The organism is uncultured Ruegeria sp. (assembly GCF_947489545.1).
Classification (GTDB): domain Bacteria; phylum Pseudomonadota; class Alphaproteobacteria; order Rhodobacterales; family Rhodobacteraceae; genus Ruegeria.
In genome coordinates, this window is record NZ_CANLDZ010000011.1 from 129,780 (window position 1) to 155,301 (window position 25,522).

Consider the following 25,522-nt stretch of genomic DNA (forward strand, 5'->3'; position numbering starts at 1 on the left):
CTCAACCTCCCAAAGTGGCGACCAGAACCGCCTTAATTGTATGCATCCGGTTCTCGGCCTGATCGAAGACGATCGAGGTCGGACCTTCGAACACCTCTTCGGTCACTTCCATGGCGTCGATCCCAAACTCTTTGCTGATATCTGCTCCCACCGCGGTCTCGGTGTTGTGAAAGGCTGGCAGGCAATGTAAGAAACGCACCCGAGGATTGCCGGTTTTGGCCATCACGTCGGCATTGACCTGATAGGGCAGCATCTGATCAATGCGCTCGCGCCATTTTTCCTTGGGCTCACCCATCGACAGCCAAACATCGGTATAGACGAAATCAACACCCTTCACGGCCTCGTCCAAATCCTCGGTCACCGTGATCTGCGCGCCCGTGGTTTCGGCGATTGTCCGCGCTTCGGCCTCGACCACGCGGTGGGGCCAGCAGCCTTTCGGGCCGCACAACCGCACATCCATGCCCATCTTGGCCCCGCCCAGCATCAGGCTGTCGCCCATGTTGTTGCCAACATACCCCAGAAAAGCGAAGGACACCTCGCGCAGCGGCTTTTCCACGTGCTCTTGCATGGTCAGGAAATCAGCCAGAATCTGAGTCGGGTGAAACTCATCCGTCAACCCGTTATAGACGGGTACACCCGCGTGTTCGGCGAGTTCCTCGACGATGGTTTGGCCGAAGCCCCGATATTCGATCGCGTCATACACCCGACCCAGAACCCTGGCGGTATCCTTGACCGATTCCTTGTGACCGATATGCGTGCCGGTGGGCCCCAGATAGGTCACGCGCGCGCCCTGATCATAAGCTGCGACCTCGAACCCCACGCGGGTGCGGGTGGAATCCTTTTCAAAGATCAGTGCGATGTCCTTGCCTTTAAGCACCGGCACCTCGGTGCCCGCGTATTTTGCGGCCTTCAGATCGGCTGCCAGTTTCAGCAGAAAGGCGATCTCGCCAGGCGCGAAGTCACGCAGTGTCAGGAAGTGCCGGTAGCGCAGGTTATAAGCCATGTCGGTGTCCTTTCTAGGTCTCAAACCGCGTCGCGGATGGTGGGGCACGTCATGCAGTGACCGCCGCCACGACCGCGGCCCAACTCGGCGCCGGGCATCTCCAGCACCTCGATCCCGGCGGCTTTGAGCGCGGCATTGGTGTCGTCGTTGCGGTCATAACCGACCACCACGCCAGGGCGCAGGGCGATCACGTTGTTGCCGTCGTTCCACTGCTCGCGCGCGCGCTCCTCCTCGGTCTCGCCGCCGGTGGGGACCAGTTGCAGCCGCTTGTAGCCCAGCACCTCGGCCACGATGTCGAAGATCGGGCGCGTGTCCCGGCGGAATTCCAGCGGGGCCTTGCTTTCGCCGGGCCGGATGTCATAGCAGATCAGCGCATCGGCCACTTCCTTGAAGGTGGTCACCACATCGCCGCCGCAAAGGGTAAAAACCGTGTCGAGATGCATTGCGGCGCGTGATTTCGGCATCTGGAACGCTAGCAACCGTTGCGCCGCGCCGGTGTCGAACAGCGCCTCGGCCAGCAGGCCGATGGCCTGCGGCGACGACCGCTCGCCCATGCCGACAAGAACCGTGCCATTGCCAATGGGCATGATGTCACCGCCCTCAAGCGTGGCAAGCCCGTGATCGCGGGTCGGATCGCCCCAATGGATCGTCGTCTGGCCAGCAAACTTGAGGTGGAATTTGTAGATCGCCGCGTTGAGCAGGGTTTCAGGACGCCGGGCGGGCCAGAACATCGGGTTCACGACGACCCCACCATAGATCCAGGCGCTGTTGTCGCGGGTGAACAGTGCGTTGGGCAGGGGCGGCAGAACAAAACCGTTGTGGCCCAGATATCCGCCGAAGAGGCCGGTCGGCGTGAACGGTAGTTCGTTAACCGCCAGCCCGCCAATAAGGTGTCTGGCCAACACCTCTGCCGGGATCTCATTCATCCAGCCTCGCAGTTCGGGCAGCATGCCGACCCCGATCTGATGCGGGGTGATCCGGTGGTCCAGCACCCAGGCGCGCGCTTTCGTATCCTCCAGCGTCTCGGCCAGCAGATCGTTCACGTCCAACACTTCTACCCCTTCGCCACGCATAAGTTCGCAAAAGTCATCGTGGTCTTTCTGCGCCCGCTTGACCCAGAATACGTCGTCGAACAGCAAGTCCTGACAGTTGGCGGGAGTCAGACGGCGATGCGCCAAGCCAGGTCGGCAGACGATGACCTGCCGCAGGCGTCCGGTTTCCGAATGAACGCCAAGATTCGTGTCGGCCATATCCAAAGCTCCTTTCCGGCAGATCAAAGAACTGCGCCGATGCTGAGCACGGCCATGACAAACACCGTAAGCACGATCAGCAAAGGCCAGATGAAAGCGATCCAGCGGTCATAAGACACGCGCCCGATTGCCAACCCGCCAATCACCACTGCCGAGGTCGGGGTGATCAGGTTTACCAGCCCGCTGGCCGCCTGATAGGCAGTGACCACCAGATCGCGCGATACACCGGCGAAGTCCGAAAGCGGGGCGAGGATCGGCATCGACAACACTGCAAGCCCAGAGGTGGAAGGCACTAAAAAGCTCATCCCAACCTCGATCCACATCATCAGATTGATGAAGGCCAGTTTGTGCAGCCCGCCCAGACTCTGCTCGGCACTGTGCAGGATCGTGTCAGCGATCAGCCCCTGTTCCATGACGACCACGATGCCGCGCGCCAGCCCTATGATCAGCGCAACTCCCAGCAAGTCGCGCGCACCGTCGACGAAATGGCCAGTGAGAGCCTTTTCGCCCATGCGGGCAACAATCCCGACCAGTATTGCAGATCCAAAAAACAACGCGCCCATGCGAGCCATCCACCAGCCCTGAGACGACACGCCCCAGATCATGACCAGAAAAGACAGCGCGAAAATGAGCAGCACGATCTTTTGGTTGCCTGTCAGGACATCGGCCGCTTTACCGGTATCCGATCGATCTTGCAGGAAGATCCGGCGATGCTCGTCAAGTTGTTTTGCCACGATAGACGCGCCTGGGTCCGCCTTGACCCGCCGGGCGTAACGCATGACATAAGCCGTACAAATCGCCAGCCCGCCGAGTAACAGAACGAAGCGTAGAACGATCCCTTCGGTGAAGGGAACACCGGCAGCATTCGAGGCAATGACAGTGGCAAATGGGTTGATGGTCGAACCCAATACCCCTACCCCGGCACCGATAAGTATGATTGCCACGCCAGTAACCGCGTCATAGCCCGCGGCGATCACGACCGGGATCAGAATGGCATAGAACGCGAGGGTTTCCTCGGCCATACCATAGGTGGTGCCGCCCGCGGCAAAAAGCGCCATCAGGATCGGGATCATCCAGATCTCACGCCCCTGCAGCTTGCGCATGGCTGCACGAATGCCAGTATCGATGGCTCCGGTGGCGTTGACAACGCCCAGAAAACCACCCAGCAGCAAAACGAACAAAGCAACGTCGATAGCCCCAGCCTGATAACTGTCAGGATTGTAGAACCCGGCGATCGGCGCGAGCATGATATCGACAAAACCCTGAGGGTTTGGCTCAACCGTTCGGTAGGTCCCGGCGACCGCGATCTCGCGCCCGACTGTTTCACTCATGATGCGTTCATATTGTCCGGCGGGGATGACCCAGGTCAGCGCCGCGACCAGAACGATGAGCAGGAACAGAATCGTATAGGCGCTTGGGAATTTTGAGGAAAAGCGCTGATCCGACGCTGCTTGGTGTTTGGTTTCGTCAGACATTTTATATGCCTCGCACGGGTTGTGAATGGTCGGAGTCAACCGCTTTGGACCTGCTTGAACGCAAAAGCTCGAAACGAGCCAAAGTGTAAGAAGTACGCCCAAACTAGCAGGCCGGCGACCTCTTGCCTTTGACACGGATCAACCACCGTCATCTAAATCTGCGTGTTTCTGACCGCGCCATCAAAGAGGTTGAATCAGAGCAACAGCGGATGACCGACTTATGTCGCTTGCTGCTCATTTTGATCCTCCGTCGCCCAACTATTGGGCCGGATCACCATGTTTTTCAGGGCATTGATGTACGCCCGTTTGCTGTGAAGAGGATCCCTTGGCCAATGGGCTCGATGAAGTTGGTGAGGCGGGAATACCTAAATAATTTCGCCGAACAGGATCACCGGCTCATCAAAAAGGCAAACTCGGTCCATGTTAGACCTCTGCTGAGCTCCGCGCCCCTAAAGTCAGTGCGAGTTGTTTTTCCAGCTCAAGCAGAACAAACAGCGCAATTCCCAAGACAATTATATAGACCCCATCTTTGAAACCGACCGCGGCGGTTCCGAGGATATTCTGAAGGCCCGGCACATATGTTGCCGCGAGTTGTGCAGCAGAGACAGAAATCACGCAGAACCAGACCATCGGCGTGCCCCGGATCGCTTTCCACGTCAGCGAGGTGCCATAAATGTTGCGCACAAAGAACAAATGAAAAATCTCCATCACCACCAATGTGTTCAAAGCGAGGGTTTGGGCCAGTTCCAGGGGATAACCCTGTTTTAAAGCGTAGGTGAAGATGCTGAACACACCGGCCAGAAACAGGCCTGAGACCAGCACAATATGCCAGACCAGTTCGCCCCCAAGGATTGGCGCATCACGCGGTCGGGGCGGGCGTTGCATGGTGCTTTCTTCGGTCGGCTCAAACGCGAGCGCAATGCCAAGGGTGATAGCAGTAATGAGATTGATCCAAAGTATCTGAATCGGCGACACCGGAAGCGTTAGTCCCAAAAGAAGCGCGACGATGACGACCAGCGCTTCTCCCCCGCTTGTGGGAAGGAGCCAGCTAATCACTTTTTTGATGTTGTCAAACACCGTGCGCCCTTCGCGCACCGCCGCCGCTATGGTGGCAAAGTTGTCATCAGCAAGAACGATATCGGCGGCTTCTTTTGCCGCTTCGGACCCTTTTCTGCCCATGGCAATGCCAACATCGGCACGTTTCAACGCCGGGGCATCGTTGACACCATCACCCGTCATGGCAACGGTCAGGTCACGGGCTTGCAGTGCATTCACAAGCCGCAACTTATGCTCGGGGTTGGTGCGCGCGAAGATATCCGTTTGCAGGACGGCGACCGACAACGCCGCATCATCCATCTGGTCGATCTGTACACCCGTAAGAACCCCGCTGGTATGGGCAAGCCCGATGTCACTGCCGATTGCTGCGGCTGTGCCGGCATGATCCCCGGTGATCATTTTGACCGTTATGCCTGCATTCTGGCAGTCAGCTATTGCCAGTTTCACCTTCTCTCGCGGTGGATCCATGAGGCCGACAAGACCAAGAAAAACCAGATCTCCCGATATCTCGGGCGGCGTCAGGTTCATCTCATCGTCGCGGGCCGGGCGGGAGGCGAAGGCCAGCACACGACATCCCTCTGAGGTAAAACGATCTTCGGCCAAACGCCACGTCTTCGGGTCGATTGGCATCGGGTTCCCATTTGCGTCAGACTGGGTTTTACACAGTGACAACAAAGTTTCAGGCGCACCTTTGACAAAGACCATACGAGCACCGGCCTCATTCTCGTCCAGCGTTGCCATAAAGCGGCGTTGCGAGTCGAATGGCAGAACAAATTGGCGGTTCCAACCCTCGGCTGCCGCGCCGAGTCTGCCAGCAACCTTTGCAGCGAAGCACAACAGTGCTCCTTCCATCGGGTCGCCGTTGACACCCCAAACCCCGGATTGTTCTTCAAGCGTCGCGTCATTGCAGCGCGCCGCAACCACCGCCAGTTCTTGCAGCGCAGGTGATGCCACTTCTTCTACATCATTGCCTTCGGCGACAACAGTCCCGACGGGATCATACCCCGTGCCCTCAACGCGGTAGTAACTTCCGCCAGCGGCAACATCGGTAACAACCATTTCGTTGCGGGTCAGCGTTCCTGTCTTGTCGGTGCATATGACCGAAACCGAACCGATAGTTTCGATCGCTGGAAGGCGCCGCACAATGGCATCTCGTCTCGCCATCGACTGAACACCGATTGCAAGCGTAATAGTCAGCACCGCAGGAAGCCCTTCGGGAATCGCTGCGACTGACAAACCAATGACCGCCATGAACAGATCGATGAAACTGTATTCGGCAACGAAGTAACCGAAAGCCAGAATAATTGCAGCCACAGCAAGAATTAGAAGTGTCAACCAACGTGCGAAAGTATTCATTTGACGCACCAGCGGCGTCGTCAGCTTCTCAACGTCGGAAAGCATCCGGCTGATACGCCCGATTTCTGTCCGTGTTCCGGTGGAAGTCACGACACCACGCCCCTGTCCAGCGGTGATCAGGGTGCCACCAAACAACATGCTGCGCCGGTCGCCCAGCGGTGCGTCTGCGGCTGAGGGCACGTCGTCCTTGTCTACCGCAACCGACTCGCCCGTCAGAATAGCCTCTTGCGCCTGCAGGCCATGTGCTTCGATCAGGCGTATGTCGGCAGGTGGCTTGTCGCCTGCTTCGAGCAGAACGATGTCGCCCGGGACAACCTCGGAACCGTCGATTGAGACCCGTCGCCCATCGCGCAAGACCGAGGCCTTTGGCGCTAGCATCTGGTGAATCGCTTCCATCGCCTTTTCGGCGCGACCCTCCTGCACAAACCCGATGCAGGCATTGGCCAGAACAACTGCCAAAATGACGACTGTATCCACCATATGCCCCAGGAGAAACGTCACCACAGAAGAGCCGATCAGCACGTAGATCAGAACATTGTTGAAATGTGCAAGAAACCTGAGGATCACATTTTGCCGACGGGGTGGCGGTGGCGCGTTGCGCCCGTACTTCACAAGGCGGCGCGCCGCTTGATCCGATGAGAGCCCGTTTGCAGTTGTGTTGAGCGCAGTTAGAGTATCCGCACTGTCTTGCGTATGCGGTAGGGGTTCCAGCGCTTCGGGTGGAAATCCGGGATCATCCGGCATGTTACACTCCGTTTCAGGCAAGTCTGAGAGCGACGATCAATGTGCTGAAGCACTGGTTCGATATACGTTTGAGTTTCTTAATCAACGCTGCACTGACTGTTTTCGATGAGACTGTCCCAGGCGCTGACCCTCTTACGATCGGGGGCCTGGCCACGCCATGTCTAAGCGCCCCTCTTTCGCGTGTATTTGATATGGGTCAGATCGCCGGCGTGTATTTGGTGACAAACTCCAGCCGCAAACCCTAGTCCAGTGCCGCTGGGATGCGCCTAAGACTACCAAAGATATCTCATCGCGAACGGAACAGGACGTTTTGTGAAGAGAGGGCAAAACTCAAAGGGTTCGGCCCGAGATCACATCATCGGGCATGACGCATAAGCCACTAACCCGCGAGGGGCCCAGAACGGAGAAACCAAATGACGGAACTGTCTCCGGACAAACTAACGTCCGATGATCAAGCCTCTGCCTCGGAACCCCGGCAGCAAGCCCCCGGGCATCCATATGAGAAACTTGACCGCGCCATGCGTGCCGCACTGGCCCGGGCCACGGCAGGGGTTTCGCCGCATTCGATCATGGCCACATGGTTGGATTGGGCCTTGCATCTCAGCCGCTCGCCCGGACGCCAGATTGAGCTGTCAGAACGTGCGGCGCGCGATGCTGTTAAGCTGTGGATCTATGCCAGCGAGCTGGCTGCGGGAACCGAGGCAATACCGCCCTTTGAAACCCGCGCTCAGGATCACCGTTTCAGCGCACCGGGTTGGCAAAAGGCCCCATTCTCGTTTTGGCAGCAAGCTTTTCTGAGCACGCAGGACTGGTGGCAGGCAGCTACCGACCAGATGCCGGGTATCGCGCCGCGCGATGCTGAACGCGCCCAGTTTCAGATCCGTCAGGCCCTTGATCTCATCTCTCCTTCGAATTTTCCATGGTCAAACCCCGAGATTATCAGCCGCACCATCCAGGCAAGAGGTAAGAACCTAGTCGAAGGAAGCGCGCATTTTCTTGAGGATGTTGCCCACACCGCAACACAGGGACGTGAGCCAGCTCCCGAAGGCTACCAAGTTGGCAAGGATCTGGCGGCAACGCCCGGTCGGGTTGTGTTTCGCAACACGCTGTTCGAATTGATACAATACACGCCCACCAGTAAAAAAGTACACGCAGAACCGATCCTTTTTGTGCCTGCCTGGATCATGAAGTACTATGTGCTGGATCTTTCACCGGAAAACTCCATGGTGCGCTATCTGGTTGACCAGGGGTTTACCGTTTTCATGGTCTCTTGGATCAATCCCACGGCGGATCAGGCCGATCTCAGCCTCGAGGATTATCGCCTCAAGGGCATCATGGCCGCGATCGATGCCGTTGAAAAAATTGTCCAGGGTCAGAAAATCCATGCCAATGGCTATTGTCTTGGTGGCACACTTCTGGCGATTGCCGCCGCAGTGATGCAGCGCGATGGTGACGACCGCTTGGCCAGCGTTACACTGATGGCCGCGCAGGTTGATTTTGCCGAGGCGGGCGAGCTGTTGCTTTTCATCGACGACAGTCAGGTGGCTTTTGTCGAGGATCTGATGTGGTTGCAGGGCTGTCTGGACCGACCGCAAATGACGCGCACCTTTACCACCATCCGCGCCGAAGATCTGATCTATGCGCGGGCGGTACGGCGTTACTTCCTGGGCGAAGACGACCTACCGACCGACCTGACCGTGTGGAATAACGACACAACACGCATGCCCGCGCGCATGCATTCCGAGTATCTGCGGGGCCTGTTCCTTGAAAACCGGCTGAGTGCTGGGCGGTTTGCAGTTGAGGGCCGTGTTGTTGCGCTGAAAGATATCCGAGTCCCGATGTTTGTAGTGGGAACCGAGTCCGATCACATCGCGCCATGGCGCTCGGTTTACAAGATCAGATTGTTTACTGATGGCGAACTGAGCTTCGTGCTCACCAATGGTGGCCATAACGGCGGCATCCTGAGCGAGCCAGGACATAAGCACCGCCACTACCGACAGGGTCACAGGGCTGCAGACGCGCTCTATACCCCTCCGGATGAATGGCTTGAAACCAGCGAAGTACAACAGGGATCATGGTGGCCAGCCATGGCGGATTGGCTAAAGGATCACTCAACAGACGAAACTACGCCCCCGCCCATGGGCGGCAAGCGTAGAGGGGTCGATAAGCTGCCCAGAGCACCCGGCAGCTATGTCCATCAAACCTGAGTGAGACGGTCCAAAACGAATTGGGTTCCTTTATTTTTTGGACCTACCCGAGACTTTTGATGTCGCTTCCATGCTTTCACCAATGGCTTCGGCTTCCGTTTCGATGACGTGCTTTGAGCAGCGCGATACCATTTCGAACCATTCACGGGCATCCTCGACCATGCGCTCGATTGAATGGCGCTGCCATTCAGCCATCTGACGCACCGCTTTGGTGGGCTCTATCTTGTCGCCGGACGTGGTTTCCCGCGCGGTTTCGATCGCCGTGCGTGCCGCCTCGTGTCGACGTTGGAACCAGAGACGGGAATACTCCTCGGCTTCATTCAGCAGACGGTCCTGCGCCCTCCAGAACTGTTCGACCTGTGGCATGATCGTCGGGTTCAAAGACATCATTCCCTGCATGGATTTCAAAACCTCAGTAAAGGTTTCCTGCGTTTCGGGTTTTGCGGAGGTATTGGGCATAACGGACTCTCCCTAAAAAGATGACGGTGAGACGATTCTACCATAGGTGCAGGCAATCACATTAACCGAGATCAATGCTGACTCCGACGATCTCACACGCGGCTCTGTCGGGGCTATATCGGAGGTCAGCTTAGCTCAATTGCGCCACAGACCGCCGGAAGAGAACCAGACTTGTCGCCAACAGGGCAGCGCCCAGCAAAGCCATCCAGGCGAATTCAGGCCAGACAGTTTCAAGCCCGGCCCCCTTGAACACAATCGCCTGGCTGGCCGCCATGTAGTGGCGGGACGGCAAAAGCAGCGTGCCAACCTGCAACCAGTCGGGCTGACCCTCAATCGGCGTCTCGCCTCCGGAGAGCATCAGCATGGGCAGGACAACCAGCATGACCAAAAGCGCAAACTGTGCCATTGAGCGCGCGATTGTCGCCAGAAAAACCCCCAGTGCCGTCGCTGTGAACAGAAACAGAGCAGTACCAAGCAGAAACAACCCTTTTGAACCAGCGATTTCTATTTGTAGTGAGCCTTGCATGACAAAGGTCAGCGACAGGCTGGCGGCGACCAGCACAACCGCTGCGTTGGCCCAGATTTTGGCCGCTGCTATGTCAAAGGGGGTCAGCGGCATTGCCAACAAATGCTCGATCGTCCCGTGTTCTCGCTCGCGGATCATCGCAGCGCCGGTCAGAATGGTCGTCAACCACATGATCTGGCCGATCAGCGCGACGATCCCAGCAAATCGCACAGTATCGCGGTTTGGATTGAAAGCGCTTCTAAGGATGACATCCACCGCCGGCGGCGCCACAAGATCGATCCCGATTGCAAAGCGGCGAATTTCGGCTCCCAGAATGTTGGTGATGTAATTGGCACCGATCCCGGCCTGTTCCATCGCCGTGGCATCAACCAGAACCTGTATTTCAGGTTTGCGCCTTGCTCTAAGGTCTTTCTCGAAGCCCGGCGGTACGGCCACTACAAATATGAACTCGCCCGCGTCCATCAGCGTTGGTCCGCTTCCCGGCTCGATCTGCACCACTGGTTGGAACTCAGGCGGAAAAAAAGCCGTGGCAAGCGCCCGGGACAGCGGGGAGTTGTCTTCATCCGCAAACGCAATCGAGGCGTTGTTTACCGAGTTTGCTACACCCGTCGCCTCCATGACCGGCGACAGAGTGAATGACCAGACCAGCAATGCCATCATTACCCAGTCGCGGCGCAGGCTCATCACTTCTTTCAGACCCAGCCAGAATATGCTGTACAGTCGCTGCATTCACTTCTCCTGCGCGCGAAGACAAAGCGCGGCGATCAGGGTCAGCACTGGCCCGAAGCAGGCCAGCGCCAGAATGTCCGGCGCAAGGGCTTCCCACCCCAGCCCTTTGGTGAAAGCACCAACATTGAGATGCAAAAAATAGGATGAAGGCCAGAGCGATCCGATCATCTGGGCACCAGGCTCAAGCGTCGAAACGGGTTGCAACAGGCCTGAAAACTGGATCGTGGGAACCACGGAGGCGATGGCCGTTGCAAAGGTCGCGGCCACCTGACTGGACGTCATGGTCGCAATCAGCAACCCATAAGATGTTGTCGCCCAGACATAGAAAAACACGCCCAACGCCAAGGGAAGAGGATCCCCTTTGAGCGGCACATCGAAGACAAAGACAATCATCGTGGCCAGCAACAGGAAATTCAAGAATGCGATCACGATATAGGGAATTTGCTTGCCGATCAGGAACTCTAGACGCGTGGTCGGGGTCACGTAGAAATTGACGACCGACCCCAGCTCGCGCTCGCGTGCGACGCTGACTGCGGTCAATATGGCCGGCAGCATGATCAGCAGAATGGCAGGCATCGCCGGAGCCATTGCAGCTATACTTTCAAAACTCTGGTTGTAGCGAAAGCGTGGCTCGATGCGAGCGATCTCGATTTCGTGCTCACCGTTTTCACGGGCCTGTGCGTCAAGAAAAGTCTGGTGCAGCCCCGCGATGTAACCTTCGACCGTTTCACCCTTGAACGGAATAGCGCCGTCCACCGTGGCAAGCACTTCCGTTGGTTCAGCCGTCCTCAGCTTGCGGCCGAAGTCAGGCGGCAATTCGACTACCATCGAAACGTCGCCTGCCCGCAATCGGTTGCGACCTTCAGCAGCACTGTTCAGCGGTGGTGTCGGCCTGAAATAGGTTGATCCGCCAATTTCGTCTATATAGGCCCGGCTTTCCGGGCTCTGAGATAGGTCCAAAACCGCAAAATCCAGTTCATCAATGTCGAGCGTAATCCCAAAACAGAAGACCAGCATCAGAATGGCTGATCCAAGAAACGCAAAGGCCAGACGCACGGGATCGCGCGCCACCTCAATCGTCTCGCGCCGTGTATAGGTCAACGCGCGCCCAATGCCGCCGCCGGTCGCTTTGGTTTTGGTCCCAACATCAACTTTTGGCGCGACGACGGGTGCGGGTTGTTCTGCGGTTTCGAGAACCGAAATGAACGCATCCTCAAGGCTTTCGGCCTCCTCAGAAGCAATCAGTTCGGCTGGTGTCCCCTCGGCCAGAACGCGGCCCGCATGCATGAAGGACACCCTGTCACAACGCTCTGCTTCGGCCATGAAGTGGGTCGAAACGAAGATAGTCACGGATTCTTCGCGCGACAGCTCAACCAGCAAAGCCCAAAACGTATCGCGCGCTTCTGGGTCCACACCCGAGGTGGGTTCGTCAAGAATAAGAACTCTGGGGCGATGGATCACCGCCACAGCCAGGGACAATCGCTGCTTGATCCCAAGAGGCAGCGCGGCTGCCAGCGCCTCGTGATGTGCGTTCAATCCGAAGCGTTCCATCAGTTCCGCGATGCGAGCCTCTCGATCAGGAATCGCAAAGACGCGGGCATGAAGCTGAAGGTTCTGATGAACAGACAATTCGCCATACAGCGAGAAGGCCTGACTCATATACCCAATCTCGAGGCGCATTTTGCGATCACGAGCGTCAACCGGCTTTCCGAATAACAATGCCTCGCCCGAGCTAGCAGGGAGCAAGCCGGTCAGCATCTTCATCGTCGTGGATTTGCCGCACCCGTTTGACCCGAGGAAGCCAAATATCTCTCCGCGGTTGATCGAGAAGTCGACACTGTCAACCGCAGTGAAATCGCCAAAGCGCCGCGTCAGCCCCCGCGCAATGATCACCGGGTCCGGCTCGATCTGTCGAACCGATGCCTGACCCGGTGCTGATCCGGGTGCATCACGCGTCCGCAATTGGCGGTAGGCGGTCTCGAGGTCTCGGTACTGTCCCTTCAGTTCCGCGGGCTTGCCCTGAAAGATGACGCGACCCGCATCCATGGCAACTATCCAGTCGAAGCTTTCTGCCTCCTCCATGTAAGCTGTCGATACCAGAACCGAAAGCTTGGGATGCTCGCATCGTATCGCGTCGATCAATGCCCAAAACTGACGACGCGACAATGGGTCGACCCCGGTTGTCGGTTCATCAAGAACTAGCAGTTTCGGATCATGTATCAGCGCACAACAAAGTCCGAGTTTTTGCTTCATCCCGCCCGAAAGCTTTCCCATCAGGCGGTCTTCAAACGGCGCCAGCCCCGTCGCTGACAACAATGCATCGATCCGGGTGTCACGCTCATCGTGCCTCTGCCCAAAAAGACCCGAGAAAAACTCGAGGTTCTCTCGCACCGACAATTCTGAATAAAGATTTCGACCCAGACCCTGAGGCATGAAGGCGATGGCGGGACAGATGCGACGTCTATGGGCTGGATGATCTATCGAGCCACCTAGGACGTTGATCGTGCCGGTCTGCAGTTTCTTTGCACCCGTGATCAGGCCAAGTAACGTTGATTTTCCCACCCCATCCGGCCCGATGAAACCGACAAGCTGGCCGGATGGCAGGTCCAGCAATACCGAATCCAGAGCAACATGTCTTCGATACAGGTGTGTGACACCCGCTACGTGAAACTCAGAGGCAGCTTCGGGGATCATTCGAACAGCTCGGGTGGGATGCCCTGCTTCAAAGCCTCTGGCCATGCGCTGTTGGGGTCGATCTGGATTACGGCGATACCGCGAAGCCCTGTCTTTACATGCTCAATTCGGCTCTGAACCAAGTCCTCAGGGATGCGAACGCGGACGCGGAACACCAGCTGTTCGCGCTCTTCCAGTGTCTCAACCTGTTTAGGTGTGAACTGCGCTTCGGGAGAGACAAAGCTCACGTAGGCGGGAACTGAATAATCTGGTAACGCGTCGAGCACGATGCGGGCCTCGGCACCGATCGGCAAAAGCCCGGCTTCGCGCGCAGGGAGGAAAACCTCCATATACACATTCTCAAGACTCAGCAGGGTCAGGATCGGGTCACCCGCACCAACAACTTCGCCGGGTTCTGCCAGCCGGTAAAGCACCCGTCCGGGCATCGGAGCCAACAAAATGCTATCTTCGATCTGCGCTTCAATACGGCGCGCTTCAGCCTCGGCGGCGGCAATCCGACTTTCCGCTGTTGCTACCCGGGCTTTTGCAGCACCTAGTACTGCAACTGCGACCTGATGAATGGTTTCGCGTTCCTCGAACACCGTTTCAGAGATGTTCTGGCCGGTTAAGAGCGCTGTTGCGCGTTCAAGCTCCTGCCCGGCCCGGCGCAGTTCGCTCTGGCGTTGCAAAACCAACGCTTCTGCCTCTGCCTTGGTCTGATGCGCCAGTGCCACTTCGGCGGTGGCACGATCCAGTGCCGCCGACAGCTCATCAATATCCATTGCGGCCAGGGTATCGCCGGCGGAGACCATACCTCCCTCAACGGCCACGACCCTGTCTACGCGACCGGCTAAGGTGGGCGCGATCTCGACCTGTTCCGCCTCAATCCGACCATTGCCCTGCACAAACCCGTCGGGCAATTGATCGCCATTTTTGGAGATCACTGAATACCCCAGAGCGCCCGCAATCACGAGCGCCACTAGAGCAAGAAATACACGCAAATTCTTCTTCATAGTCAGCCACCAGATGGTTCGCTTCGACTATGGAGTTTATCTTGCTGCCGAATCCTAAGCCTTGCTTTGGATCAAACCAATGACCCAAATCCTCGTGCCAGGGCGCGATGTATATTTAATGGTCCTTTATGCTCTCCCATGACTTCTTCCCACTCTTGTTTTCAGTTTCGAACAACTTTGACTCAGCCACTCCGACATCCTTCCAACTGGGTTTGCCACCGGCGCGGTGATTTCAGGTGTCTGATGCCAGAAAGCGCCTTGGCAGCTACTATGAGGGCGTAAGCCCTGCCCGGCGACATCGCGTTGCTAGCGCTGATCCACATATCGACCGAGCCGGTGACCGTAATAGTCTGTTGTATGCTGGCAGACAGCTAAACTGGTTGCTGGTTCTGATGGCGCGAACATCCCCTGAACTTTCGTCTGATAGGTCTTGGAGATGGAGGCCATCAAGGGGGTAGCAAAATGGCCGACTTGGGTCTTGTCGGCGTAGATCTGGCGAAGAGGCGTTGCCAGGCGAGCAAACCTTCCAGCCTGAGTTTGGACCCGGTAACCGCTACTTTTTGACTTGGACACAACAGCTATCGCTGTCCCATGATTTCGAAAGTATAGTCCCGTCTCACCGCTGCCGGTGGTGGTGGGAACGGGGCTGCAGCTTTTACTTGGGCAAGAGCGATCTGGTCCAGTCTTTTTGATCCCGAACTACGCACGATGCTGACTGTCTGCAACGTCCCGTTATCGGCTATTCGAAAAGCCACCAGGGCGGCACCTCGGATATTGGTACTCTTTCTCCGAGCGCGGAATATTTTGCGTTTTATCCGTCCGGCGTAATTACTGGCCTCGGCGTTTCCGGATCCGGTGACGGCTTGTTTGGACGTCTTTGCCTTCGCCGCACCTTCGGGAGTTTTCCCGGTCGCCTCACCCTTTCTTTCGCTTTGCTTGGCGTTTCCTTTTGGTGTCGCAGTTTGATTGGTTGTCTGTTTCTCCGGCCGAGGCCGTTGGGCATCAATGATCGGCGGACTCGATGCAACATCAACTTGCGTTTTTGCAGTTTCAGTTTCTGCAGGCTTCCGTGGTGTTTGAACAGCTGTTCTCGTGAATGCGGCTGTAGTTCCGGCTGGGATCGGGTTGAGCGTCGGCGGCGTCGTCGCTCGCTGCTGCAAGGTAGGGCTGGCCTGGGGCTGAAACTGGTGCGGCACGGCTGATTTTTGGCGGGTTTTGGCGGGCGCAGGTGCATTGGTTCCCGCAACAAAGTCTTTGAATGTGGATCCCAGCGCAGCGGCTGTTACCACTCTGCCACCCTCGACTTCCGCTGTTTCTTCGGGCGAATAATCTACAAGCGCCAGACTATGTGTCGCCACAGCGATTGCGACGGCGATGGCAACCACGCTGCGGGATTTTGGTATCACCGTAAACCCCTTTCCGTCACTACATAGACCTTGCTTGCACCCAGCCCACGCAAGGCATCACTGACTTGTTTGAGCGCAACCGCAGGCAAGGATTGATCCGGCACGATCCGAACCGCATCAAGCGGCAGATCAATAGAAGCCCGTTCGACATAGGCCTCGGCATTGGTCAGTTTTGACCCGCGATATTCAAGTGTGCCATCAGCGTGAATAACTAACGCATCAGGTGGTTCGCGCCCTTCCAGATCCCGCGTTTCAACAAGCTGAACCGATTTGCTGAGCGGCGGTGCAAGTGAGCCTGCTATCATGAAGAAAATGAGCATCAGGAACACGACATTGATCAGCGCGATTGTCGGTTCCCTGCTTGGTCTGGTTTCGGATTTAAGCTGCATCAGCCCAAAACCTGAGTGCGCAATTGTTCGACAGAGGCGAGCGCCGCGAGCAGATCGATCAATTGCTGAGAGGTGGCGTGCGGACTTAGGCTGATGAGCGCGGTCTGGGATTTGGCGGTGCCAAGCTTCTGCGCCACCTGCGCCAATGACACCGGCGAGCCATCGACCAGAATTCGGTCGGCATCCAGTTTGATAAAACGGATGACTTGATCTGTTTCAGCGCCACCAATGGATGTCTTCGAAAACTCTATCTCGCCGAATTTCGAGAATGTGGATGTGAGCATGAAAAACAGCAGCAGCAAAAAGATGACATCTATGAGCGATGTCATCGACAGGCGTTTGCGCCGCTTTCTCTGAACGTCAAGCGCCATGGACGAGTGCGGTAGTTGACGCCCCAACCGTTTGTGCCGTGTCATCAGCATGGCCCGGCGCAAAGATTGTTCTGAGCGCACGGTTGGCAAAGGTACGCTCGCGGTTCATGCGGGCCTCAAACCAGGTCAGGATCAGTGAGGTCGGCATCGCTACGGCAAGCCCCGCCGCCGTCGTCATCAGCGCCACCCAGATTCCCCCGGCGAGTAGCGACGGATCAACCGCGTTGCCAGCATCTTGCAGTGTCTGGAAGGCTTCAATCATGCCCAACACCGTGCCGAACAACCCAAGCAAGGGCGCAAGTTGTGAGACGATATCCAACACGTTGAGACCTTGTTCCAACCGCGCAAAACGCGCCTCGGCTTCGGCGTCGACCCTCTCGGACAACGCGCGCTCGCCACCCGACAGCGCCATCACAATCACAGGCACCAGATAACTGCGGCTTTTGTTCAGATGGGTTCTGGCAGCCATGTGGTCTTGTCGGTCCCACGCATCGATGGCCTTAGACAACTCGATGTGACGCCCGACCCCCGCCGCTTTGTATTGCCAGAGTTTGTAGATGACCAAAGCAAGGGTAGCTATCGAGGCGGCGATCAGGATGGCAACAACCGGGCCCCCCAATTGCAGTATCTCCATCAGTTTTTTCTGCATTTCGGACATGACTCTATCCAATTAAATCGGTTTCAAGACGGCTTTTCAGTTTGAGACCGGTCATGCAGGCGTCTTTGGTGTCGGTTTCAATTTCACATTCCTGCACGCCGTTGATCAGGATCCGGCTGATCTGATCACAGGCCAAGTCATTGAACTGAAACTGTCTGACCCTTGTGCGACCTGCGGGCAACTCTTCGAAATCCAGCAAGGTGAGCAGCGCCACCTCACCTGTGTTGCCGAACAAGACAGTTTCATAAACAACCCCGCTGATATCGGCGTCGTGTGTGTTTTCGACGACAAAACTCAGCAGACAGTTTTGCCCCTTTGCCTCTGCGGTGCTCAGTTCGATGGACACACCACCTGGTTGGCTGGTTTCTTCTGCACTGACATCCCCTGCCCCCAAATTTAGGGACAGGGTCAGCAGGACCACGCTGGTATTTCTTGTTATCGATTTTCGCATGACTGGTCCTTTCGGTTGGATCAGAATGTTTTTGCCAAGGTCAGCTTGAAGTTCCGACCCGGCGAGTTGCGGGTAGAAAGGTTCGGCAGATAGTTCTTGTCAAAGATGTTCTCGACGCCTGCGCGGACCTCGAAACCCTGGAACGCACCCTCTTGTGGCAAGTAAGTCGCGCGCAAGGTATTCACGCCGTAGCCGGCAACCGGATCGCCGCTCGAGTCGATGCCGGACCTGGCGCCGAACAGCTCCCAGCTGACGTCCAGCGTTTCGCCGAAACGTTTACCAACTGTTACACGGGCCGAGTCTGTCGGCTCATTGCGCCAGGGCGAGGCCTCACCGGCAGCGTTCGTCTCGGTCCCTTTCACAATGTTCGCGTTGAAATCGACATAGTAGCCGGCCGCGTTTGCGTAGGACGCCTCGATTTCCACGCCGCGTGTTTCAACTTCGCTCAGCGGAAGAAACGGGCGACCCGATCCATAAGACGTAATGTCCCAAAGATCTGTCTTGTAGAAGTTGACTTTTGCGCGAACCACATCACCCGCAGCAAAGATGTCACCTCGATTATACGAAAAGCCCGCTTCCCACGTGCGCGATTTCTCGGATTGGGTCTGGAATGCCGGAGTACCCAGATCGTCGAGGATCGGAAGATTCTCGGTGTATGCGCCACTCCCAAAAACGGCAAAGCCGCTGGAGAACTCATAGCGCGCGGACAAACCGCCCATCAGTGCGTTGTTGTCGTAGCTCGCATTTTCCGGAGCCGACGCATCGCTGTCGCCTTGGAGATCCTGCGTTTCATAGCGGATCGCTGGAGTCAGCGTCAAACCATCGCCAATCTGAATGTCATCGACCGCAAACAAGGCGATCCGTTTATCGGTGCCACCCGGCGCGGCAAATGCATCCAATCGCTCACGATTGATGAACTCAATTCCGGCGCGCAGGTCATGCGTGGCAGCTCCGGTTTGGAAGTAAGAGGTGTTTTTGATCGTCAGCTTTGTCGTCTCGTAGCGATGATCGGCATCCTGAAGTGAGCTATCAAACGGTGTACCTGGCGGCACTGGGCGACCACGGAGACAAGATGGGGCATTCGATTGAAACCCGTTAATGTCGCAAGATGCACTGCCCGCAACATAGTTGCTGTCAATTTTTTGGTCCGAATAGCTGAGGTTGACATCCAGATCGATCAAATCATTGCCTGCAGGGCGATATTGATACCGCAGAACCGCTATCTTCGTTTCAATATCGCGATCTACATTGCCAAATGAATCCGTCGTCGTACCAAACGAGTCATATGGCACGTCACGCTCTTCAGACGTGGACTGGTTGTATGAGGCAGTGATCGAGTGCTCGAGGTCGTTGCCGAATCTGTACTTCCCTTTGACCAGTAGCGACGGCAGCGTGAACGCGCTGTTGCCGATTGTGTCGCCGTTGCCGTCCTCTTGATCGCTCTGATCACGATAGGTGTAGTTGAACAGAAACTCGGTCTGACGATTAGGTTGCCACGCGAGGATCGATGACGACGCAAAGCCATTGCCATTTGAGTAACCCTCGAACGTCTGACGGAGACGGAAGCCTGGTTCACCGCCGGTGAAATCCGAGGCGTCTTTGGTTTCCAGTTGCACCACGCCGCCAACGACACCGGAACCGTACTCAAAAGACCCAACCGTGCCACGGATTACCGAAACGCTCTTATAGAGTTGTGGATCTGTGAACAGCTGGTTGCCAATTCGGTATAGCTCTTCTGCGCCGGTTGTTGCCCCATCGACCAGGGTCAACACCTTCTGGTCTGTCCCAAACGTGCCGTTGGCGCCAAAGCCGCGAATGTTGATGCCTGATCCTTGAGGGGTCGAGCCGTTCACCAGGCTAACGCCCGGAACCGAATCGATCAGTTCGGCGACCGTGTTTGCCTGCCGGTCATTGATCTCTTCCTGATCGATATTTGTGACGGGTACAGCGGTATCTGTCTGGATTTCCCGCTTGCTTTCCCCAAGAACAAGGGTGCCAAGGAAACCGTCATCCTGTTCCTGCGCCCAAGCGTTAGCCGCAATCATGCTGAGGCACGAAGCCGTTCCCAGCAATGCAATCTTTCGTATTTGCACACGCATTTCTGTCCCTTCGAAACAGTTAAGAGGACCGGAAATGCTTGCGCCGCGCTGGCTTTGGTCTGTCTGTTTTGTCGTTTTTTTGGAATCGCTTTTCGTTGCGACTTGTGCTCGTTAATAAAGGTTACTAAAATAGTCAACAATAAATGTTGATCATTTAGACAACATCCGCCAGCGGGTAGCCGAGCAATTTGGTGGCCCGGCCAGCACCTCAGAAAAATCAACTCGAAGATGGGAAAACCCATGACGGAACAGGTGTTTACAGCCCCGGATCAAATTCGTGCTGCCCATGCGCAAAACAGCGGTAAGCGTGACCGCGATCTGGCAGAATCGCTTGGCATTGCAGAAGGGCAGCTGGTCGCAGCCTTTGCCGGACACGACGTTACACGGCTGTCGGCAAACCTTGATGACCTCTTCCCAAGGCTCAACGCGCTGGGGGAGGTCATGGCTTTGACGCGCAATACGTCCTGCGTGATCGAAAAGGTCGGACAGTACGACAATTACCATTCGGGAGCGCATGCCTCGATGGTGCTGACGGAGGATATCGATCTGCGCATGTTTCCCAGTCACTGGGTTCATGCCTTTGCCATAGAACGCAACACCGACAGCGGGGCAAAAAGATCCCTGCAGATTTTTGATGCCGCCGGTGACGCCGTGCACAAGATCTTTTTGCGCGAGGGGTCGGATCTGACCCAATGGACGCAGCTTGTCAGCGCTCTGGCATCGGATGATCAGTCGCAAACTCTCGACGTTGCGCCCCGCAAGCCGACCGAAGCGCCCAAGGCCAACGCTGACAAGGCCGACATTTTGCGCGTGGAGTGGGCCAAAATGACGGATACACACCAGTTCATGCGATTGACTTCAAAGCTCAAGATGAACCGTCTGGGGGCTTATCGCATCGCCGGTGAGCCGCTCGTCAAGGAACTGACGCCAGCCGCCATAACCGCGATGTTCGAACAGGCGCGCGATAAGGAAATCGAGGTCATGATCTTTGTTGGTAACAGCGGATGTATCGAAATTCACGGTGGTCGCATTAAATCGCTCAAGCAGATGGGACCCTGGTTCAACGTTCTCGATCCGCGTTTCAACCTGCATCTGCGCACCGACCATATTGCAGAGGTTTGGGCCGTCACCAAACCGACGCAGCGCGGCCCCGCCGTCTCGGTCGAGGCGTTCGATGCCGAAGGTAGGCTGATCTTCCAGATATTTGGTCGCCGCTCCGGTGAAATTGACCATCGCCCGGTTTGGGATGAACTGGTCGCCGGGCTTGAACCCAAACCCGAGGCAGCTTTGATATGAACAAAATACGATTGATCTGGTCTGTTCTCGCCGCCCTGCTGAGCACGCAGGCCGTGTTGGCCGAAAACGACAGTCCAAAGCGTATTATCGCGATCGGCAGTTCAATCACCGAAATCGTGTACGCGCTGGGTCAGCAAGACAGGCTTGTCGGCCGTGACCGGACATCGACCTACCCGACAGAGGTGTTAGAGTTGCCCGATATCGGATATCGACGCTCGCTGTCGCCCGAGGGCGTTTTGTCGGTCGAACCGGACTTGATTCTGGCGCTTGAAGGCTCGGGCCCGCCAGACGCGATTGCGGTTCTGCAACAGGCCGGCGTGCAATATATCACGATCAAGGACGAGTTCTCTCTGGATGGCGTGATCGAAAAGATCCAAACAGTTGGTGCTGTGCTGGGTGTCGACGACGCTGCCGAAGATTTGGTAACGCAAACTAAGCGCCAGCTAAGTCAGGCTCAAACAGCGGCGCATAATGCGGCCGCGTCCGATCCGAAGCGGGTCTTGTTTATCCTGTCGACGCAGGACAATCGGATCACGGTTGGCGGCGTGGATACCCAGGCGGATAGCATCATTCGACTGGCAGGTGGGGTGAATGCCGCCGACAGCGTGACGGGCTACAAGCCATTGACCCCCGAAGCGATGGCGTCGGCCGCGCCGGATGTCATCCTCATGATGGATCGGCAAGGCAATCACGACACTGAGGACCACGCATTGTTTTCGCTGCCCTCTATAAAACTGACCCCGGCGGGCCGGAACAAGAGGCTTATCCGCATGCAAGGTGCTTTCCTGCTCGGGTTTGGTCCTCGAACTGCCAGTGCCATTTCTGATCTGTCAGCGGCCCTTCAGGATGTCGGTGACTCATGACGCTGGCATTGGATCATTTAGGCGCAGAAGCACCCAAACGCGACCGGCGGGCAACAGCACGGCGGGTCACGCTGACCTTAGCGGTTCTGCTTGGCCTGACCAGCGGCGTCAGCGTCTCTGTAGGCGCGTCAGACGCGTCGCTAAACACCGCTATGATAGACCTGATCAATGGGCAGTCCATGTCAGACCTGAACCGGATTGTTCTTTGGGACATACGCTTGCCCCGGCTTGCTATGGGGATTCTGGTTGGCGCCGCGCTGGCTGTGTCTGGGGTTGTCATGCAGGGACTTTTCCGAAACCCGTTGGCGGATCCCGGGATTGTCGGCGTTAGCGCTGGCGCGGGACTGGGCGCAATCTCGGCCATTATACTTGGTACCTACCTGCCCGCGCAGATATTGGTCTGGACTGGAAACGGATTGGTGGCCATCGCGGCCTTTCTGGGTAGCTGGGTGTCTGTTCTGATCCTGTACCGTGTCTCGACAAGACTGGGACAGACATCCGTGGCGACCATGCTGTTGGCCGGCATAGCATTGGGTGCCTTGTCCGGCGCGGCATCGGGCCTTTTAGTCTATATGGCCGACGATCAGCAATTACGAGACCTGACATTCTGGGGAATGGGATCATTGGCGGGCGCAACTTGGGGAAAGATCGTCACCGCCGCGCCAATCATTTTGATTGCACTGGCCAGCACTCAGTTCCTTGCGCGAGCGCTCAACGGTCTGGCGATGGGAGAGGCGGTGGCCCACCACATGGGCATTCCGGTTCAGCGCAGCAAGAACATTGCCATTCTGGCGGTCGCCGGTGCCACCGGGGCCGCCGTCGCCGTGTCTGGTGGTATCGGGTTCATTGGAATTGTGGTTCCACACTTGTTACGTCTCGCGACGGGTCCGGACCACAATAGGCTTTTGATGAATTCCGCCTTGTTGGGTGCCAGTCTGCTGCTTTGCGCCGACATGATCAGCCGGGTCGTGGTGGCCCCGGCAGAGCTGCCAATCGGGATCGTTACGGCAATTCTCGGCGCGCCGGTCTTTCTTTGGATCTTGCTGCGCCGGCACGGCACAATGGGGATGTAGGTCATGCAAGGTAAGAGCATCTGCGTCAACCTCAGCCGAAAGGACATTCTGCACGACGTGAATTTCAAGGCGGAATCTGGACAGGTCACTGCAATCATCGGACCCAACGGATCGGGCAAGTCGACCTTGCTTAAGACATTGGCCGGAGAAATCGGCACCTCGGGAACCGTAACCCTGAACGGCCACGACATTTCAGCGTTGAAACCTTGGCAGTTGGCTGCGATGCGGGGTGTATTGCCACAATCCACAAGCGTGGCCTTTCCTTTCAAGGTGTACGAGATTGTCAGGCTGGGCCTGGCAAATGGGCTGGCGGCAATCGATGACGAACTGACGGCCAAAGCCTTGGCGCATGTTGATCTTGCCGGGTTCGAAGATCGATCCTACCAAACCCTGTCTGGGGGCGAGCAACAGCGCGTTCAGCTTGCCCGCGTTCTGACTCAGGTATGGGGGACCCAACATACTGATCAACCCAGGTGGCTATTGCTGGACGAACCTGTTGCCAGCCTCGACATAGCGCATCAGTTTGCGGTTCTTCATATTGCCGGTGATTTCGCCGCCGCCGGAGGCGGTGTCGTGGTAGTGATGCACGATCTGAACCTTACTGCGCTATTTGCTGACTGTGTTTATGTTCTATCACAGGGCTACGTCTGGGGCTCTGGCACGCCATCGGAAGTGCTGAATATCGACCTGATGCAGCAAGTCTATGGCATCGACTTGCCAATCAGCAAAGTTCCGAAATCCTCGATCCCTTTTGTTCTACCTCAGGTAATGCGCAAACGCTTGGGCGCCTGATGCAACGCTCTTTCCCAAAACCTACTTTGGGAAGGCGGCACCGCGGCGTCGGCGACAATGGTCAACGATCGGATTGGGCCGTGAGTGAAGTGTCGTATGAGCAAACTGCGCTCCTCCAGAGCAAGAATTGCTTGCCAAGACCCATTCGGCCCGCAAAATTAGGATGCGCAGTTGTAGATCTGGTAGCGAGGGCTGAGGGAATCCGACAAATGCAGAGCGCCCAAACGGTGGATACGTTGAACAGATTTGGACATCTTAGTACGCCGCCTGCCGGACCTTTTCGATTTATTGCGTTGGACGTCGAAACGGCCGGCAAATCTATCAGTAGCATCTGCCAGATCGGACTTTGCTTTGTTAACGACGCAGGTTCTATGCAGACCTATTCTGTCCTGATTGACCCCGAGGGACCATTTGAGGTTTTTAATACCGAGCTTCACGGGATTTCCGCCGAAACCGTAATTGGGGCTGGAACATTCCCAACGGTCTACGCGTCCTTGTTTGAAGTCCTGAACACGCACAGTCTTGTGCAACACAGTACGTTTGATGAAAAGGCGATAACGGCTGCTTGCGCCCGGTATGACCTGCCAATGATCTCGTCGCATTGGACGAATAGCGTGTCGATTGCCCGTCGAGCATGGCCATCGTTGAAGGGCGCCGGTGGGCATGGGCTGGCAAATCTTAAGAAACATCTGGGCCTTGAGTTTCATCACCATGATGCAGGTGAAGACGCTCGTGCTTCGGCGTCTGTGATCTTAAAAGCAGAGGAGGCTTTAGGGACGCCGTTGTCTTATCTAAGGACAAACCGCCAGTTGAACTTCCAATTCGGAAATCCATCTGAGAGATAAGCGGTCAATGTCTGTAAGATCCGGCTGATCGACAAACTAACCGTCCGGTGTTAGGCAATGTACGGAGGCCAGCTCCGCGGAAGTAGCCATCCCAAATCCTGCTTTGCTCGAATGTCTGGAATGCGCTGCGAGCAACCCGTCGTTCCGAATAGATTTCTACTCTGGTATGAGACTCAGGATCACATGTATTGCTCCCCGATAGAATGGTCGTGTTCGGGCCTATAGAATTGCATCGTTGCACCATTTCCACAGTGCTCAAATCTGGTCAGCTTCAGTTGGCATGGCGAGCTGCCATTCTCAAAAAGACGCTTGCCGCCGCCGACAACCACTGGAAAAATCCACAGGCGGAACTCGTCGATAAGACTGTGGGAAAGAAGGGTTTGTATCAGCCGGGCGCTGCCGTGCACCTGCAAAAGAGGCCCATCTTGTGCCTTCAAAGTCAAGATTCCGCCAGCAACGTCATCGTTGATCGGGCGCGAGTTTTCCCAACGCAAACCTTCAGGTTGCGAAGTTACTACGTATTTCCTCGCGCTATTCATTCGGTTTGACAAAGCGGACTTTGGTGCGTTCGGCCAGTGACCCGCGAAGATGTCGTAGGTCTTACGACCAAAAACCATGTCATATGGCTCGGACATGGCGTGACGCTCGACCTGATCCATCACGCCGTCCCAATATGGCGTGGCCCAGCCTCCATTTGCAAATCCATCAGACGGGTCTTCTTCTGGCATACTCGGGGATTGCATCACGCCATCGAGCGTCACGAATGTCAGAATGGCAAGCTGTCGCAT

21 protein-coding genes are annotated in these 25,522 nt (G+C 56.5%); 6 read left to right on the forward strand and 15 right to left on the reverse strand.

All coding sequences use genetic code 11. The features are described 5' to 3' along the window. Position 1 precedes the first annotated feature (1 nt). The 4 genes from argF to Q1B13_RS15845 all read right to left on the reverse strand — a co-directional run bounded on the left by argF (position 2) and on the right by Q1B13_RS15845 (position 6,884). On the reverse strand, positions 2–1,003 hold the full coding sequence (gene argF / locus Q1B13_RS15830) for an ornithine carbamoyltransferase (RefSeq protein WP_299081883.1): 1,002 nt from the start codon (positions 1,001–1,003) through the stop codon (positions 2–4). Positions 1,004–1,023: 20 nt separating this feature from the next. Further along, complete coding sequence (locus tag Q1B13_RS15835) at positions 1,024–2,253, reverse strand: arginine deiminase (RefSeq protein ID WP_299081881.1); 1,230 nt, start codon at positions 2,251–2,253, stop codon at positions 1,024–1,026. 23 nt (positions 2,254–2,276) lie between these two features. Then, positions 2,277–3,728 carry a YfcC family protein gene (locus tag Q1B13_RS15840; RefSeq protein WP_299081879.1) on the reverse strand — a complete coding sequence of 484 codons (1,452 nt, stop codon included), beginning with the start codon at positions 3,726–3,728 and terminating at the stop codon, positions 2,277–2,279. A 423-nt stretch (positions 3,729–4,151) separates the two neighbouring features. Beyond that, complete coding sequence (locus Q1B13_RS15845; protein ID WP_299081877.1) at positions 4,152–6,884, reverse strand: cation-transporting P-type ATPase; 2,733 nt, start codon at positions 6,882–6,884, stop codon at positions 4,152–4,154. A 413-nt stretch (positions 6,885–7,297) separates the two neighbouring features. On the opposite strand from Q1B13_RS15845, the gene Q1B13_RS15850 reads away from it, so the two are divergent. Next, positions 7,298–9,091 (forward strand): alpha/beta fold hydrolase, encoded by a 1,794-nt coding sequence (locus Q1B13_RS15850; protein WP_299081875.1) that lies wholly within the window; start codon positions 7,298–7,300, stop codon positions 9,089–9,091. A gap of 30 nt (positions 9,092–9,121) precedes the next feature. On the opposite strand, the gene Q1B13_RS15855 is transcribed toward Q1B13_RS15850, so the two are convergent. From Q1B13_RS15855 to Q1B13_RS15900, 10 genes are all read right to left on the reverse strand, one after another. Next, entirely contained in the window at positions 9,122–9,550 is a 429-nt protein-coding gene (locus Q1B13_RS15855) for a phasin family protein (RefSeq protein WP_299081873.1), read from the reverse strand. A 130-nt stretch (positions 9,551–9,680) separates the two neighbouring features. Continuing rightward, positions 9,681–10,805, reverse strand: a complete 1,125-nt coding sequence (locus tag Q1B13_RS15860) for an ABC transporter permease (RefSeq protein WP_299081870.1) — start codon at positions 10,803–10,805, stop codon at positions 9,681–9,683. Beyond that, positions 10,806–13,499 carry a ribosome-associated ATPase/putative transporter RbbA gene (gene rbbA, locus Q1B13_RS15865; RefSeq protein WP_299081868.1) on the reverse strand — a complete coding sequence of 898 codons (2,694 nt, stop codon included), beginning with the start codon at positions 13,497–13,499 and terminating at the stop codon, positions 10,806–10,808. It lies immediately after the preceding gene. Next, positions 13,496–14,491 (reverse strand): HlyD family efflux transporter periplasmic adaptor subunit, encoded by a 996-nt coding sequence (locus Q1B13_RS15870; protein WP_299081865.1) that lies wholly within the window; start codon positions 14,489–14,491, stop codon positions 13,496–13,498. The genes rbbA and Q1B13_RS15870 overlap by 4 nt, the downstream gene beginning before the upstream one ends. A gap of 578 nt (positions 14,492–15,069) precedes the next feature. Further along, entirely contained in the window at positions 15,070–15,780 is a 711-nt protein-coding gene (locus Q1B13_RS15875) for an energy transducer TonB (protein WP_299799971.1), read from the reverse strand. 113 nt (positions 15,781–15,893) lie between these two features. Beyond that, the gene (locus tag Q1B13_RS15880) at positions 15,894–16,286 is read right to left on the reverse strand and encodes a biopolymer transporter ExbD (RefSeq protein WP_299081860.1); all 393 of its coding nucleotides are present in this window, start codon (positions 16,284–16,286) and stop codon (positions 15,894–15,896) included. Then, a complete protein-coding gene (locus Q1B13_RS15885; protein WP_367180708.1) occupies positions 16,286–16,708 on the reverse strand; it encodes an ExbD/TolR family protein in 423 nt (140 codons plus the stop codon). Before Q1B13_RS15885 ends, Q1B13_RS15880 begins: the two co-directional genes overlap by 1 nt. Beyond that, positions 16,647–17,315, reverse strand: a complete 669-nt coding sequence (locus tag Q1B13_RS15890) for a MotA/TolQ/ExbB proton channel family protein (RefSeq protein WP_299081853.1) — start codon at positions 17,313–17,315, stop codon at positions 16,647–16,649. Before Q1B13_RS15890 ends, Q1B13_RS15885 begins: the two co-directional genes overlap by 62 nt. 4 nt (positions 17,316–17,319) lie before the next feature. Then, positions 17,320–17,766 (reverse strand): hypothetical protein, encoded by a 447-nt coding sequence (locus Q1B13_RS15895; protein WP_299081851.1) that lies wholly within the window; start codon positions 17,764–17,766, stop codon positions 17,320–17,322. Positions 17,767–17,786: 20 nt separating this feature from the next. Next, positions 17,787–19,811: a TonB-dependent receptor gene (locus Q1B13_RS15900; protein ID WP_299799974.1), complete on the reverse strand. Its 2,025-nt coding sequence runs from the start codon at positions 19,809–19,811 to the stop codon at positions 17,787–17,789. A gap of 294 nt (positions 19,812–20,105) precedes the next feature. On the opposite strand from Q1B13_RS15900, the gene Q1B13_RS15905 reads away from it, so the two are divergent. The 5 genes from Q1B13_RS15905 (at position 20,106) to Q1B13_RS15925 (ending at position 24,734) form a co-directional block, all read left to right on the forward strand. After that, positions 20,106–21,161 (forward strand): ChuX/HutX family heme-like substrate-binding protein, encoded by a 1,056-nt coding sequence (locus tag Q1B13_RS15905; protein ID WP_299081846.1) that lies wholly within the window; start codon positions 20,106–20,108, stop codon positions 21,159–21,161. Continuing rightward, positions 21,158–22,024 carry a hemin ABC transporter substrate-binding protein gene (locus tag Q1B13_RS15910; protein ID WP_299081843.1) on the forward strand — a complete coding sequence of 289 codons (867 nt, stop codon included), beginning with the start codon at positions 21,158–21,160 and terminating at the stop codon, positions 22,022–22,024. The genes Q1B13_RS15905 and Q1B13_RS15910 overlap by 4 nt, the downstream gene beginning before the upstream one ends. Beyond that, entirely contained in the window at positions 22,021–23,097 is a 1,077-nt protein-coding gene (locus Q1B13_RS15915; protein ID WP_299081840.1) for an iron ABC transporter permease, read from the forward strand. The genes Q1B13_RS15910 and Q1B13_RS15915 overlap by 4 nt, the downstream gene beginning before the upstream one ends. Before the next feature lie 3 nt (positions 23,098–23,100). After that, a complete protein-coding gene (locus Q1B13_RS15920; protein WP_299081838.1) occupies positions 23,101–23,889 on the forward strand; it encodes a heme ABC transporter ATP-binding protein in 789 nt (262 codons plus the stop codon). Between the two features lie 209 nt (positions 23,890–24,098). Further along, complete coding sequence (locus tag Q1B13_RS15925) at positions 24,099–24,734, forward strand: exonuclease domain-containing protein (protein ID WP_298937986.1); 636 nt, start codon at positions 24,099–24,101, stop codon at positions 24,732–24,734. Between the two features lie 179 nt (positions 24,735–24,913). Here the strand turns inward: Q1B13_RS15925 and Q1B13_RS15930 are convergent, their stop codons facing one another. Then, complete coding sequence (locus tag Q1B13_RS15930; protein ID WP_299081835.1) at positions 24,914–25,522, reverse strand: dihydrofolate reductase family protein; 609 nt, start codon at positions 25,520–25,522, stop codon at positions 24,914–24,916.

Coding starts and splice junctions, on each gene's coding strand:
- argF (WP_299081883.1), bottom strand. CDS start 1,003: ATGGCTTATAACCTGCGCTACCGGCACTTCCTGACACTGCGTGACTTC.
- Q1B13_RS15835 (WP_299081881.1), bottom strand. CDS start 2,253: ATGGCCGACACGAATCTTGGCGTTCATTCGGAAACCGGACGCCTGCGG.
- Q1B13_RS15840 (WP_299081879.1), bottom strand. CDS start 3,728: ATGTCTGACGAAACCAAACACCAAGCAGCGTCGGATCAGCGCTTTTCC.
- Q1B13_RS15845 (WP_299081877.1), bottom strand. CDS start 6,884: ATGCCGGATGATCCCGGATTTCCACCCGAAGCGCTGGAACCCCTACCG.
- Q1B13_RS15850 (WP_299081875.1), top strand. CDS start 7,298: ATGACGGAACTGTCTCCGGACAAACTAACGTCCGATGATCAAGCCTCT.
- Q1B13_RS15855 (WP_299081873.1), bottom strand. CDS start 9,550: ATGCCCAATACCTCCGCAAAACCCGAAACGCAGGAAACCTTTACTGAG.
- Q1B13_RS15860 (WP_299081870.1), bottom strand. CDS start 10,805: ATGCAGCGACTGTACAGCATATTCTGGCTGGGTCTGAAAGAAGTGATG.
- rbbA (WP_299081868.1), bottom strand. CDS start 13,499: ATGATCCCCGAAGCTGCCTCTGAGTTTCACGTAGCGGGTGTCACACAC.
- Q1B13_RS15870 (WP_299081865.1), bottom strand. CDS start 14,491: ATGAAGAAGAATTTGCGTGTATTTCTTGCTCTAGTGGCGCTCGTGATT.
- Q1B13_RS15880 (WP_299081860.1), bottom strand. CDS start 16,286: ATGCAGCTTAAATCCGAAACCAGACCAAGCAGGGAACCGACAATCGCG.
- Q1B13_RS15885 (WP_367180708.1), bottom strand. CDS start 16,708: ATGCTGATGACACGGCACAAACGGTTGGGGCGTCAACTACCGCACTCG.
- Q1B13_RS15890 (WP_299081853.1), bottom strand. CDS start 17,315: ATGTCCGAAATGCAGAAAAAACTGATGGAGATACTGCAATTGGGGGGC.
- Q1B13_RS15895 (WP_299081851.1), bottom strand. CDS start 17,766: ATGCGAAAATCGATAACAAGAAATACCAGCGTGGTCCTGCTGACCCTG.
- Q1B13_RS15900 (WP_299799974.1), bottom strand. CDS start 19,811: ATGATTGCGGCTAACGCTTGGGCGCAGGAACAGGATGACGGTTTCCTT.
- Q1B13_RS15905 (WP_299081846.1), top strand. CDS start 20,106: ATGACGGAACAGGTGTTTACAGCCCCGGATCAAATTCGTGCTGCCCAT.
- Q1B13_RS15910 (WP_299081843.1), top strand. CDS start 21,158: ATGAACAAAATACGATTGATCTGGTCTGTTCTCGCCGCCCTGCTGAGC.
- Q1B13_RS15915 (WP_299081840.1), top strand. CDS start 22,021: ATGACGCTGGCATTGGATCATTTAGGCGCAGAAGCACCCAAACGCGAC.
- Q1B13_RS15920 (WP_299081838.1), top strand. CDS start 23,101: ATGCAAGGTAAGAGCATCTGCGTCAACCTCAGCCGAAAGGACATTCTG.
- Q1B13_RS15925 (WP_298937986.1), top strand. CDS start 24,099: ATGCAGAGCGCCCAAACGGTGGATACGTTGAACAGATTTGGACATCTT.
- Q1B13_RS15930 (WP_299081835.1), bottom strand. CDS start 25,522: ATGCGACAGCTTGCCATTCTGACATTCGTGACGCTCGATGGCGTGATG.